This is a genomic window from Actinopolymorpha sp. B11F2 (genome assembly GCF_040195635.1).
Classification (GTDB): Bacteria; Actinomycetota; Actinomycetes; order Propionibacteriales; family Actinopolymorphaceae; genus Thermasporomyces.
Genome location: NZ_JBEFTX010000023.1, coordinates 1 through 12,846 on the forward strand (window position 1 = coordinate 1; position 12,846 = coordinate 12,846).

Sequence of the window (12,846 nt, forward strand, 5' to 3'; positions counted from 1 at the left end):
CGTAGACACCATCGCGCCAAACACGAAGGCGGCTGGTGGTGGACCCAGAACCAACCCGGCCACCTCACCACCCAAAGCCCTCTCGGCCACACCTACACCGTCGACCCCGAACCACCGCCCACCACCGCCCACCACCGACCCCACCGAACCGATCACCCGCCAACCGGCACCGGCTCAACCGGCACCGGTTGAGCCGGTACCGGTTGAGCCGGTACCGACCTGACGGCGTTCGACCGACCAGGTTCCGCTCCACCAGTCGGTCCGGCTTGATCGGTCACGGCCCTCATCGGCTCTGCCCCAGTCGGCACGACATCGGCAGGAGCGGCGGATCGGGGGTTGGGGGACGTGGATCCAAGTCAATCCAAGACACCGGCGCCGAGCTAGGACCCGCGAACATCTTCGGGTCCGCTGACCGGGGCATCAAGGTCAAGGTCTCCCTGAGGCCGTCGCGTGCGCCACGTGGGCTCGCCGCCCGCCGCCATGAGCTTGGCGGGGACCCTTCGGTGGGCCGCTGACCTGGGCGTACGTACGTCCTCGACCGGACGTGACGTCTCAGGCACTGGGACGGTGCATTCGGTCCGCGGGCACTCAGGCAGGATGGGCGGGACCGGCAGTCTGTGCGCTCGTCAACCACGAGCTCATCCACAACGGAGCGTGACAACCATGGCGACACCCCTCGCCCTCCAGCTTTACACCGTCCGCGACGCACTCGCCGCGGACCGTGCGGCGGCACTTGCCCGCGCGGCCGAGCAGGGTTTCCGCGCCGTCGAGGCGTTCGGTATCGGCAACGCGCAACGGGATGTCGCCGACCGGCTGGCCGACGCGCGCACGTTCCGGGCCGAGCTCGACGCCAACGGCCTCAAGGTCGTGGCGGTGCACGGATCGGTGTCAGCGGGCGAGGAGGCCGATGCGGTCTACGACGAGTTGGAGATCCTCGGCACCGACCGGTTGATCGCCCCGGTTCCGGGCGCGGTCGCCGGCGTCGACGGCAAGGCGCTGGCCACCGCCGGGGGCGTGAAGCTGCTCGCCGAGGGGCTCAACGCCGCGGCGGCTCGCGCCGAGTCCCGGGGAGTCAAGGTCGGTTACCACAACCACGACTTCGAGTGGCAGCCCGTCGAGGACGGCACGCCCGCCTACGACCTCCTGGTGAGCAACCTCGACCCGCGGGTCTTCCTCGAGGTCGACGTCTACTGGGCGCACACGGCGGGCCAGAACCCGGCCGAGGTCATCACGTCCTACGTTGACCGGGTGTTCACCCTGCACGTCAAGGACGGCCCCGGCGTCCGCGACCAGCTCCAGACGGCGGTCGGCGAAGGGTCGGTCGACAACGTCGCCGCGATCGCTGCCGGCACCAATGTCGGCTACCACGTGATCGAGCTCGACGAGGCCGCCGGTGATCCGTTCGACGTGGCGAAGGCCGGCGGCGACTGGCTGGTCGCGCACGGCCACTCCACCTGGGCTGCCTGACCGTAGGCGCCCGCACTCCGTGCCCGTGGCTCCACCCTCACCTGTCAAGGAGGCATTGACGTGCAGCTGTTGCGCTTGGGGAACATCGGTGAGGAGCGCCCCGCCGTACGCACCGATGACGGCAGGCTCTTCGACCTCTCGTCGCTGACCAGTGACACCGGTGGCGACATCAACGGCGACTTCCTGGCGAACGACGGGATCGGCCGAGCCCGGGCCGCGGTCACGGATGGCGGGTTGCCGGCGCTCGACGACCCTGGCGACGGCAGCGGCCTGCGGATCGGTGCGCCTATTGCCCGGCCGACGGCCGTGCTGTGCATCGGCCAGAACTACGCCGCCCACGCCGCCGAGTCCGGGTCGCCGCCGCCGGACACGCCGATTCTGTTCTTCAAACACCCCAACACCGTGGTCGGCCCGTACGACGACGTACGCATCCCCCGTGTCGCCGAGAAGACCGACTGGGAGGTCGAGCTCGGTGTGGTGATCGGCAAGAGGGTGCGTTACCTCGACTCGCCCGAACAGGCGCTCAACCACGTGGCCGGATACGTCGTCTCCAACGACGTGTCGGAGCGGGCGTTCCAGCAGGAACAGTCCGGCGGCCAGTGGTCGAAGGGCAAGTGCGCCGAGACGTTCAACCCGCTCGGCCCGTGGCTCGTGCCGGCCGACGAGGTGACGCCGGGCAAGCTGGGGTTGCGTTCGTATGTCAATGGCGACGTACGCCAGGACTCCACGACCACGGACATGATCTTCGACGTGGCCTATCTCATCTGGCACCTGTCGCAGTACCTCGTCCTCGAGCCGGGCGACCTGCTCAACACGGGAACGCCGCAGGGTGTCGCGCTTTCCGGGCGTTTCCCGTACCTCCAGGTGGGTGACGTCATGGAGCTGGAGATCGACGGGCTCGGGCGGCAGCGGCAGCGGCTGGTCGAGGCCTGAGCGGCGCCACCACCGGACCACCGGAACGTACAGCGGAGAAGGCGATGGGTGATTTCGACAGGTTGGCAGCGGCCGTCACCGGCGGTGCGTCGGGCATCGGGTTGGCGGTCGCGGAGCTCCTGGCCGCGCGAGGCGCGCAGGTCGCCTGCCTCGACCTCAACGCCAAGGAGGTGGGGGAGCCGCTCGTCGGGGTGCAGTGCGATGTCACCGACGACGCGTCCGTCCGCACGGCGATCGAGACGGTCGTCGAGCAGTTCGGCCGGCTCGACATCGTGGTCAACAACGCCGGCATCGGGGCTCAGGGCACGGTGGCCGACAACGACGACTCGGAATGGCACCGTGTCCTCGACGTCAACGTGGTCGGGATGGCCCGGGTGAGCCGGGCGGCGCTCCCGCACCTGCGGAAGTCGCCGTCGGCTGCGATCGTCAACACCTGCTCCGTTGCGGCGACGGCGGGTATCCCGCAGCGCGTGCTCTACAGCGCGTCCAAGGGGGCCGTGCGTTCGCTGACGATGGCGATGGCGGCGGACCATGTCCACGAGGGCATCCGGGTCAACTGCGTCAACCCGGGCACGGCCGACACCCCGTGGATCGGCCGGCTGCTCGACCGGGCCGACGATCCCGTCGCCGAGCGCAAGGCCCTGGAGGCCCGCCAGCCGATGGGCCGGCTGGTCTCCCCACACGAAGTGGCGTCGGCGATCGTCTATCTCGCGTCGCCCGCGGCCGGTGCGAGCACTGGCGTCGAGGTCTTCGTCGACGGCGGGATGCAGAACCTCCGCCTTCGTCCGCGGACGTGACGAAAGCCGTCAGGTTCCCTTCGTCCACAGGTCCGGCCACCTGACCCCCAGGTCGCCGAGCAGGCGCCGGAGCAGGGGCAGGGAGAGCCCCACCACGTTGTGGTGGTCGCCCTCGATCCGGTCGACGAATGCACCGCCGAGTCCGTCGATCGTGAACCCGCCCGCGACCGCGAGCGGTTCGCCGGTACCTACGTACGCCTCGATCTCGGCGTCGGTCACGTCCGCGAAGTGGACGACGGTCGAGCCGACGGCAGCGGCAGTCTGTCCGGAAACGGCATCGACAACGCAGTGCCCGGTGTGCAGGATGCCGGCGCGACCGCGCATCTGACGCCACCGGCGGACAGCCTCGGTGGCCGTCCCCGGCTTGCCCAGGACCTCGCCGGCCAACTCCAGGACCGAGTCGCAGCCGATGACGAGGGCCGGTTCACTCGGGAGATTGTCCTTCACCGCAAGGGCTTTGCGGCAGGCGAGTGTGAGTGCGTGCTGTGCCGCGCTCTCTTCTGCCACACCGTCCTCGTCAACCCCGGACACGATCACCGTGGGCTCGATACCGGCGGCCCGCAGCGTCGCGAGCCGGGCTGGTGAGGCCGAGGCGAGGACAAGGCGATGGTGGTTGGGTTGCTTTGGATGGGGCACGGGCCGCATCCTACGAGGGTCGCCCTGACGCCTGCTGTCCGTGTCGGTAGTGTCGCGTGCGGTCACCCCGCGGACTCGGTAGGGTCACGTCGGCAAGATCTGTGCCCCTGAGGAGACCTGTGGAGAAAGAGCCGGCTGACCTTCCGACCGTTCTTGCGTACGAAATCGAACAACGCATCGAGTCGGGATATGACGTGGCGGCTGTGCAAGCCCAGCTTGACGCCGACCATGGCGAGATGACGGTCACCCGCGCCCGTCTCCTCCTCGACCAGATGGCCGAGCTGAAACAGTCCGCGGAATGGCCCTACCACGAACCCTCAACCAAGGCCGAGATCGAGGCCGAACTCCCGCCGACGCGCATCCGTAGCCGCGGCCAGCGGCCGATCGGTGCGGCCGAGTTGCGGGACCGGATCGAGGCCGCGTGGCTCGGAAGGTGTGCCGGCAACTGCCTCGGCAAACCCGTCGAGAACGGCGAGCACTGGACGCCCGAACGCCTGCGCAGCTACCTCGAACAGACCCACAACTACCCGATCCGCGACTACGTGACGCGGCTCGACCCGATGCCCGAGGGCTACGTCCTCAACCCGTGCTGGACACAGACGACCAAGGGACGGATCACCTGTGTACCGCGCGACGACGACCTCGACTACACACTGCTCGGCCTGCACCTGTTGGAGACGAAGGGCTTCGACTTCACCACCGCCGACGTGGCCGCCGAATGGCTCCTGCGGCTTCCGTACCACCTCACCTACACCGCTGAGCGGGCGACCTACCGCAACCTCGTCAACGGCGTCGACCCGTCCGTCGCCGCCGTGATGGACAATCCGTACCGCGAGTGGATCGGAGCGCAGATCCGGGGCGACGTCTTCGGCTACGTGTGCGCCGGCCGGCCGCGGGACGCGGCCCTGATGGCGTTCGAGGACGCGGCGCTTTCCCATGTGGGCAACGGGATCTACGGCGAGATGTGGGCGGCCGCGCTGGTGGCGGCGGCGTTCACGGCCGGGACGTTGCGGGAGGCCGTCGAGGAGTCGATCAACCACGTGCCGCAGCGGACCCGGCTGGTCGAGGCGCTCACCTGGGCGGTCTGGGTCCGGGACTCGAAGGTCGGTTGGGACGACGCGTTGACCCAACTGCGGGAACGCTACGGCCGTTACCACTGGGTGCACACGATCAACAACGCCGCAGCCTGCGTGTTGGCCCTGCTCTACGCCGAGGACGACTACACCAGGGCGATCGGGCTGACCGTGCAAGCCGGCCTTGACACCGACTCCAATGGCGCGACGGTGGGTTCGGTCGCCGGCGCCTTCGTGGGAAGGGGTGGGTTGCCGCGGCACTGGACCTCGCCATTTGCCGACACCTTGCGCAGCGGTCTCTACGGGTTCGACCGGAGCAGCATCCGCGACGTTGCGCAACGGACCTTCGCACTGGCTCGTACGTACTCCTCCCAGCGCGTCCTTCACCCCTGACCAGGTCCTCCCCTGACCAGGTCCTCCCCCTGACCAGGTCTGGTCGGGCCACGTCTACGCGTCGTCGACGAGCAGGCGGTGCGCAATGGGCAGGAGGCCGGCCGGGGTGAGCGGCGCGAGTGGATCGTCGGAGCCCCGGTCGGTGCGGTAGGTGCGCGGCGGGACGCCGTACACCGCGCGAAACCGGCGGGAGAAGTGGAACGGATTGGCGAAGCCGCACGCGCTCGCGACCGCTCCGACGGTGAGGTTGCTGCGCTGGAGCAGGGTGGCCGACCGGGCCAGCCGGACCAGCTCGATCGCCGCGACCGGTCCGATCCCGTACTCCGCCCGGAACAACCGGCTCAGGTGTCCTGTGGATATGCCCGCCGCAGCGGCCATCTCGGTGAGCGCGAGCGGTGTGGTCCCACCGCCACGCCAGGTCCGACGAAGGTGGTCGGCGAGCCGCGCGAGGTACGGATGGATCTCGTCGCCTTCGTCATCGGCCGGAACGGGACCACGGACGAACAGGTCGAGCAGGAAGCCAAGGACGTCGGTCGTGCGGTCGTTCTGGCCCGTGCGCGTGGTTCCCGGCTGGGTCCCGCGAGCCCTTCCCCGGCCAAGCCACAGGGAGTACCGGCACAGTGCCGCGAGCGGGTCGGCCGGGGTCAGCGCCCGGGAGATCGGCCAGGTTTCCGGTGGTCCGAGCGTGTCGAGATCAGCTTCGACCACCCGGAAATGGACGAACGCATGCAGCGATGCCCGCGTCGGGTCCCAGGCGAAGTGGTCCCGCATCCCCGGGCGGGCGAGGAGCAGGGTGCCGGGTCGCAGGTGGCGGTGCGTCGGCGGTTCCGGGCGCGTGCTGTCGGGCTCGTCGCAGGTCCAGCGCGCGCTCCCGGCGAGGAGCCAGACGAACTCGTAGTCGACCAGCGTCCGTGGTCCGAAGGTGGCGCCAGGCGGGTAGTGCGCCACCTCCGGACCGATCCGGACGACCACACGGCATGTCACGAACAGACAGGTTAGGCCGTCCGGGATCTCAGGTGGACAGGCTGGACCTCACCCGGCGGGTGGCCTCGACCATGTGCCGTAGCGCCGGCTCGACCTCGGCGTAGCCGCGGGTCTTGAGTCCGCAGTCGGGGTTGACCCACAGCCGGTCGACCTCCACCGCCTCCAGCGCGAGCCGCAGCGCGGTCTCGATCTCGTCGGTGCTCGGCACGCGGGGCGAGTGGATGTCGTACACCCCGGGCCCGATACCTCGCTGGTAGCCCGCCCGTGCGAGGTCGGCGACGAGTTCCATCCGGGACCGGGCCGCCTCCACGCTGGTGACGTCGGCGTCGAGCGCGTCGATGGTGTCGACGATCTCCCCGAACTCCGAATAGCACATGTGCGAGTGGATCTGGGTGCCGTCGGAGACCCCCGACGTCGCCAGTCGGAACGCCGCCACCGCCCACGCGACGTAGTCCGGTTGCTGCGCTGCTCGCAACGGCAACAGCTCCCGCAGGGCCGGCTCGTCCACCTGGATGTAGCGGATGCCCGCCGCCTCCAGGTCGCGGATCTCGTCCCGCAGCGCCAGCGCCACCTGCTTCGCGGTGTCGGCGAGCGGCTGGTCGTCGCGGACGAAGGACCACGCGAGCATGGTCACCGGGCCTGTCAACATTCCCTTGACAGGCTTCGTCGTCCGCGACTGTGCGTACGTCGTCCATTCCACCGTCATCGGCTCGGGCCGTGACACGTCCCCTGCGAGGATCGGTGGCCGGACATAACGACTGCCGTACGACTGGACCCAGCCATGATCGGTGCTCGCGTAGCCGGCGAGGCGTTCGGCGAAGTACTGCACCATGTCGTTGCGTTCGGGCTCGCCGTGGACCAGCACGTCCAGCCCGACATCCTCCTGCAGGGCGATCACCCGGTCGATCTCTGCCCGCATCGCGGCGTCGTAGTCGGCCGCGGAGATCCGACCCGCCCGCAGATCGGCCCGTGCGGCGCGGATCTCCTTCGTCTGCGGGAACGACCCGATCGTCGTCGTGGGCAGCAACGGCAGGTTCCCCACCGCCTTCTGGGTGGCCGCCCGGGAGGCGAAGTCGCCTCGTGGCGTGCCCTCGCCCAGCGCGGTGATCCGGGCTCGCACCCGCGCGTCAACCGCACCTTGCCGGGCCGTCGCGCGGGCGCGTGTGGCCGCGGAAAGCTCCGACTCGATCGCGGACCGCCCCTCCCGCAGCGCGCGGCCCAGCAGGACCACCTCGGCGACCTTCTGCCGGGCAAACGCCAGCCGTTCGCGAAGGTCCGCCGGCAGGCCTCGCTCCAGGTCGAGGTCGAGCGGGACATGCAGCAGCGAGCACGAGGTGCTCACGACCAGCTCGCCGACCGAACCCAGGAGCGAGGCGGCAGTGGCGAGAGCGCCGGAGAGGTCGGTACGCCAGACGTTGCGGCCGTCGACCAGGCCGGCGAAGAGCGTCTTCCGCGCGAGTCCCGCGCCGGCGATGCGTTCGACGTCGGCCCGGCTGGTCACGAGGTCCAGCGCAACGCCCTCCACCGGCGTACGACCGAGAGTCTGCAGTGCGTCGCCGATCGCGCCGAAGTACGTGGCCACGGCCAGCTTGGGTCGCCGCTGTGGAGGCAGGCCGCCAAGCCGGTCGTAGGTCGTACGGACGGCCTGGATCTCCTCGGGTGTCCGGTCGGCGGCGAGCACCGGCTCGTCGAGCTGCACCCAGGTCGCCCCGGCGGCCGCCAGCTCCGCCAGCAGGTCGGCGTACACGTCGAGCAGGCCCGGCAGCAGGTCGAGCGGCCGGAACCCCTTGGGCGCTTCAGTGTCAGGCTTCGCCAGCAGCAGGAAGCTGACCGGGCCGAGGAGCACCGGGCGGGTGTCGATTCCGAGCGCTGCCGCCTCGCGGTACTCGACGACCGGCTTGAGAGCGGCGTCGCGGTCGAGCCGGAACGCCGTCTCCGGGCCGAGCTCCGGCACGAGGTAGTGGTAGTTGGTGTCGAACCACTTGGTCATCTCCAGTGGCGGCACCCCGGCGGTGCCACGGGCCATCGCGAAGTAACGCTCGAGCCCCTCCAGGCCGGTGAACCGCTCCGGGATCGCGCCGACCAGTCCCGCCTGGTCGAGCACGTGGTCATAGAGCGAGAAGGTGTTGGACGGGATGTCGTCGACGCCGGCGTCGCGCAGCGACTCCCACGTCTGCCGGCGGAGTTGGACGGCGGTCTGGTGAAGAGTCTCGGCATCGGATCGGCTCGCCCAGAACGCCTCCGCCGCGCGCTTGAGCTCGCGGCGTGGGCCGATCCGGGGATATCCGAGCACGGTCGTACGTACTGCCATGGAGTCCTTCCCTCGGGAACTCAGATAGCGGACCGCGACGCCGGGGCGGCGCGCGGGCGGTCGGCAGGTCTTCGGACTCGTGGGCGCTCTGCGCTCTGCCTACTGGCCGTCGCTTCCCAGGCGACCGATGATGTCGGCCCAGTGCGTTCGTACGGCGGTCGTTCCCACTCACCGCTGCGGGGCAGTCCCGGAATCCCACCGGGTTCCCTCTCACCTCGCCCGGCCGGTCACGAAGGGTCGTGCCGGTCGAGCGAACCAACCACACCTACGACCATAGCGCCCAGGGCCCACGGACCGTTGCAGCCCGGCCGAAGCACAGGGCGGGTCTCGGCAGCTCCCTTGTCAGAAGGTGATGAGCGGTTCGCCTACCAGGTCGGCGACGAAGTTGACGAAGAAGAAGCCGAAGAACAGGACGTTCAACAGCAGGATCACGGTGTGCCAGGGGCGCGGACGTGCGGGCTTCGGCAGTTGCCTGTTGAGATAGATCAGCATGAACGGATAGATCAGGGCGCCGAAGTTCGCCATGTTCGCCGACCACTGGACAAGGCCGACCGGCAGCGCCAGGTGGATGACGATGCTGATGATCACGAGCAGCAGGATCATGAACGGGTAGTAGAACTTCCGTGGATCGCCCTCGATCCACGCGCGCAGCTTCGAACTCGTCGCATGCGAGGCGTCCGTGGTGGTTCGTACCATCGCCTCGAAGATGCCCAGTTGGGTGCTGAAGAGGACGAAGACGCCCATGAGCAACGCGACGTAGAAGACGAACGTGCCGTACTCGCCGCGAAGGACATCGGCGACGAACGTCGGAACGGTCTCGGGGGTCGGCCCTTCGCCCCGGATCTCCACCGCGCGCGCCATCAACAGAGTGGGGAGAAGCATGCCGAGCATCGCACCGACGAAGAAGACGCCCCACATGTCGGTGAGCAGCAGGCGGTACCACCGCCGCCACAGGGCACGGTTCTTCGCGTCGTCGGGGAACGTGATGCCACTCGCGAGGACGGCGTTCCGGTCGCCACGCAGACCGCTCAGGAAACCGACCCGGTGGCCCATGCCGTAGCCCTTGTCACGGTAGTGGCTCATGATGTACCAGTTCAGCCCGGACGCGAGGGCAGTGAAGCCCGCGAGGCCGCCGAGTTCGGTGGCGGTGATGCCGGCAGGTGGGGCGGCCGGGGTGACGAAGCCGCGAATCCCTTCCCACCAAAGGCTCGCGGGCACGAGCAGCAGGTCGAGGATCAGCAGGAGGACGAGGATCGTGCCGACCATGATCCAGTTGGCGAGCTCGAGCGCCCGGCTGATCCGCCGGGCTGTGGCGGTGATGAGGAAGACGACCACGAGCAGCAGGATCGCGTAGATCCGTGGCTCTTCCGCGCCGCTCGCCGCGATCTCTCCGTGCACGAGGGCGTAGACGCCCTGGCCCGCGGAAGCCGCCCAACCACCGGCGATGAACGCGAAGATGATGACGAAGACCGACAGCGGCACCCACAGGATCCAGCCGGGCGGCACCCGCCCCCAACCGACGACGGGAACTTCGCCGGTCGCCACGACATAGCGGGAACACTCGACGTTGTAGAACGTCTGCAGCAGCGCGGAGATCGTGATGACCCAGCCGACGCCGATGAAGCCGTACGTACCGACCGCCTGCGGGCCGAGCAACCACTCACCACTGCCGATCGAGATGCCGAGCGCGATGAGGCTCGGGCCGATCGCGAACTTGACGAGCTCCCGAAACCCGATCCTGCGTACGCCGAAAACCTCTTCAGGCGTAGGGAGATCGGCGACTGCGAGATCTGGGCGGCTCACCCCCAGCGGGTGGGTGGCCTGTGCGGTACCGGTGGTCTCGACGCTTTCGGCCATGGCAAGCCTCCGCGGTTCCACGGCGACGGGCGACGGTACCCGTCGCATCCCACCAGATAGTGGTCCTCCTGCCCGTGTCGTGACAAGAGGGACGACGGCCGGAATTGCTCAGCTCGTGTGCGAAAACGTTGCGGTCGCCGCGGAAAGGCCCTGGGGTGCTTCGCGATGCGGGATCGCCTCAGCGGGGAAGGGCGCTCGCCCGCCAGGCGCCCGGACCGGGCCGCAGCGGCTGGCGGGTCCTTCGCCAGTACGCCGCCCAGCGGGGGGCGGCGTGCCAGGTGGCTGTGTCGTCCGGCTGCTGATCCGCCGCGCCGGTCTCGAGCTTCGCCGAGATCACGGCGACGAGTGCGGCGAACTCCGCCGGCGTCGGGTCTCCCTTGACGACCTGGAACAGCGGCTCGTCGTCGTTTTCGACGGGCGTCGCCATCGCTCGCTCCTCGCCGTTCATGGTGGATCTGACACTACAGCGGGATGTTGCCGTGCTTGCGTGGCGGCCGGGTCTCGCGCTTGTTCCGCAACAGGCGCAGCGCCCGGACCACCTCGACCCTGGTCTCGTGCGGGAAGATGACGGCGTCGACGTAGCCGCGTTCGGCAGCGATATAGGGGTTCGCCAACGCGTCTTCGTACTCCTGGATCCGCTTCTTCCGCACCGCATCGGCGCTGGCCGCATCCTGGGTACCCGCGATTTCCCTGCGGTACAACACTTCCACGGCACCTTGTGCACCCATCACCGCGATCTGGGCGGTCGGCCAGGCGAGGTTGACGTCGGCGCCGAGATGCTTGGATCCCATGACGTCGTACGCACCGCCGTAGGCCTTGCGGGTGATGACGGTCACCAGCGGGACGGTCGCTTCGGCATAGGCGTAGATGAGTTTCGCGCCGCGGCGGATGATGCCGTTCCACTCCTGGTCGGTACCCGGCAGGAACCCCGGTACGTCGACGAACGTGAGGATGGGGATGTTGAACGCATCGCAGGTACGGACGAACCGCGCGGCTTTCTCCGAGGCGTCGATGTCGAGGCAGCCGGCGAACTGCAACGGCTGGTTGCCCACCACACCGATGGTGCGTCCGTCGACGCGGCCGAAGCCGCAGACGATGTTGGGTGCGAAGAGCGGGTGCACCTCGAGGAACTCCGCCTCGTCGAGGACGTGCTCGATGACCGTGTGCATGTCGTACGGCTGGTTGGCGGAGTCCGGGATCAGGGTGTCGAGCTCGCGGTCCTCGTCGTTGACCGCAGGCGCCGGGTCCTCGGCGGCGTAGGCGGGCGGCTCCTCGAGGTTGTTCTGCGGAAGGTAGGCGAGCAGCGTCTTGACCCAGTCGATGGCGTCGTGCTCGTCGGTCGCCATGTAGTGGGCGTTGCCGCTCTTGGAGTTGTGCGCCAGCGCGCCACCCAGGTCCTCGAAGGACACGTCCTCCCCGGTGACCGTCTTGATCACGCCTGGTCCGGTGATGAACATGTGCGAGGTCTGGTCGACCATGACGGTGATGTCGGTGAGCGCGGGGGAGTAGACGTGCCCGCCCGCGCAGGTGCCCATGATGAGCGAGATCTGCGGGATCACCCCGGACGCGAGGACGTTGCGGCGGAAGATCTCGCCGTAGAGGCCGAGCGAGACCACGCCTTCCTGGATCCGGGCACCGCTGCCTTCGTTGATCCCGACGATCGGACAGCCGGTCTTGAGGGCGAGGTCCATGACCTTGACGATCTTCTCGCCGTACACCTCACCGAGGCTGCCGCCGAAGACCGTGACGTCCTGGCTGAAGACGCAGATCTGGCGGCCGGCGACCGTGCCGAAGCCGGTGACCACGCCGTCGCCTGCGGGACGGTTGCGTTCCAGGCCGAAGTTCGTGGAGCGGTGGCGTGCCAGCTCGTCCAGTTCGACGAAGGAACCCTCGTCGAGAAGGAGGGCGATCCGTTCGCGGGCGGTGAGCTTGCCGCGGGCGTGCTGGCGTTCGATCGCGCGGGCGGAGCCGGCGTGGATGGCCTCGTCGAGGCGGAGTTCGAGGTCGGCGAGCTTGCCAGCAGTCGTGTGGATGTCGCTGGGGGTGTCCACCTGGCCGTTGGCGTCGTTGCCGGCGGCGGGGCCGGCGGCGTCGGCGGTCGTACCTGGGCCGGCGGTCCCCTTTTGATCGTCGCTGGGTTGACTCGTCTCACCCTCACCCGGCTCGCTCGCCGACCCGGCTGCGGTCTCCGGCTGCCCGGGTCCCATTCGTCGGTCCTCCCCACACATGTCGATCCGGCCAGCGAGCCTACTCCGCCGGGCGGCACGTACAGCCGTGGCGGGGCTACTCCCCTGATACCCGAAATGCGGCGGTCCGCCGGTCCTTCGACGCGCCACCTTCCGTGATCATGAAGAGAATCGGGGCCATAGAGCCCCAAAACGTTCATGATCACGAT

At 69.0% G+C, this 12,846-nt stretch carries 10 protein-coding genes, 1 pseudogene and 1 riboswitch; of the genes and pseudogenes, 5 read left to right on the forward strand and 6 right to left on the reverse strand.

Annotated features, from left to right (window positions below; translation table 11 throughout):
• The 4 genes and pseudogenes from ABN034_RS30150 to ABN034_RS30165 form a co-directional block, all read left to right on the forward strand.
• Positions 1–192, forward strand: a pseudogene (locus tag ABN034_RS30150) (hypothetical protein); the annotation flags it as partial.
• 471 nt (positions 193–663) lie between these two features.
• Positions 664–1,467: a sugar phosphate isomerase/epimerase family protein gene (locus ABN034_RS30155; RefSeq protein WP_349694374.1), complete on the forward strand. Its 804-nt coding sequence runs from the start codon at positions 664–666 to the stop codon at positions 1,465–1,467.
• 60 nt (positions 1,468–1,527) lie between these two features.
• The gene (locus ABN034_RS30160) at positions 1,528–2,400 is read left to right on the forward strand and encodes a fumarylacetoacetate hydrolase family protein (protein ID WP_349694375.1); all 873 of its coding nucleotides are present in this window, start codon (positions 1,528–1,530) and stop codon (positions 2,398–2,400) included.
• Between the two features lie 44 nt (positions 2,401–2,444).
• Positions 2,445–3,197, forward strand: a complete 753-nt coding sequence (locus ABN034_RS30165) for an SDR family NAD(P)-dependent oxidoreductase (protein WP_349694376.1) — start codon at positions 2,445–2,447, stop codon at positions 3,195–3,197.
• 9 nt (positions 3,198–3,206) lie between these two features.
• On the opposite strand, the gene ABN034_RS30170 is transcribed toward ABN034_RS30165, so the two are convergent.
• Positions 3,207–3,833, reverse strand: a complete 627-nt coding sequence (locus ABN034_RS30170; RefSeq protein WP_349694377.1) for a Maf family protein — start codon at positions 3,831–3,833, stop codon at positions 3,207–3,209.
• Between the two features lie 119 nt (positions 3,834–3,952).
• Here ABN034_RS30170 and ABN034_RS30175 point away from each other — a divergent pair, with 119 nt between their 5' ends.
• Positions 3,953–5,299 (forward strand): ADP-ribosylglycohydrolase family protein, encoded by a 1,347-nt coding sequence (locus ABN034_RS30175; RefSeq protein WP_349694378.1) that lies wholly within the window; start codon positions 3,953–3,955, stop codon positions 5,297–5,299.
• 54 nt (positions 5,300–5,353) lie between these two features.
• On the opposite strand, the gene ABN034_RS30180 is transcribed toward ABN034_RS30175, so the two are convergent.
• From ABN034_RS30180 to ABN034_RS30200, 5 genes are all read right to left on the reverse strand, one after another.
• A complete protein-coding gene (locus ABN034_RS30180) occupies positions 5,354–6,283 on the reverse strand; it encodes a helix-turn-helix transcriptional regulator (protein ID WP_349694379.1) in 930 nt (309 codons plus the stop codon).
• A gap of 28 nt (positions 6,284–6,311) precedes the next feature.
• Complete coding sequence (metE, locus tag ABN034_RS30185) at positions 6,312–8,594, reverse strand: 5-methyltetrahydropteroyltriglutamate--homocysteine S-methyltransferase (RefSeq protein ID WP_349694380.1); 2,283 nt, start codon at positions 8,592–8,594, stop codon at positions 6,312–6,314.
• A 45-nt stretch (positions 8,595–8,639) separates the two neighbouring features.
• A riboswitch (cobalamin riboswitch) is annotated at positions 8,640–8,869 on the reverse strand.
• 67 nt (positions 8,870–8,936) lie between these two features.
• A complete protein-coding gene (locus tag ABN034_RS30190; RefSeq protein WP_349694381.1) occupies positions 8,937–10,451 on the reverse strand; it encodes an Nramp family divalent metal transporter in 1,515 nt (504 codons plus the stop codon).
• 178 nt (positions 10,452–10,629) lie between these two features.
• The gene (locus ABN034_RS30195; RefSeq protein ID WP_349694382.1) at positions 10,630–10,878 is read right to left on the reverse strand and encodes an acyl-CoA carboxylase subunit epsilon; all 249 of its coding nucleotides are present in this window, start codon (positions 10,876–10,878) and stop codon (positions 10,630–10,632) included.
• Positions 10,879–10,912: 34 nt separating this feature from the next.
• Complete coding sequence (locus ABN034_RS30200) at positions 10,913–12,658, reverse strand: acyl-CoA carboxylase subunit beta (protein WP_349694383.1); 1,746 nt, start codon at positions 12,656–12,658, stop codon at positions 10,913–10,915.
• Positions 12,659–12,846: the final 188 nt, after the last annotated feature.

Coding starts and splice junctions, on each gene's coding strand:
- metE (WP_349694380.1), bottom strand. CDS start 8,594: ATGGCAGTACGTACGACCGTGCTCGGATATCCCCGGATCGGCCCACGC.
- ABN034_RS30195 (WP_349694382.1), bottom strand. CDS start 10,878: ATGGCGACGCCCGTCGAAAACGACGACGAGCCGCTGTTCCAGGTCGTC.
- ABN034_RS30200 (WP_349694383.1), bottom strand. CDS start 12,658: ATGGGACCCGGGCAGCCGGAGACCGCAGCCGGGTCGGCGAGCGAGCCG.
- ABN034_RS30190 (WP_349694381.1), bottom strand. CDS start 10,451: ATGGCCGAAAGCGTCGAGACCACCGGTACCGCACAGGCCACCCACCCG.
- ABN034_RS30165 (WP_349694376.1), top strand. CDS start 2,445: ATGGGTGATTTCGACAGGTTGGCAGCGGCCGTCACCGGCGGTGCGTCG.
- ABN034_RS30155 (WP_349694374.1), top strand. CDS start 664: ATGGCGACACCCCTCGCCCTCCAGCTTTACACCGTCCGCGACGCACTC.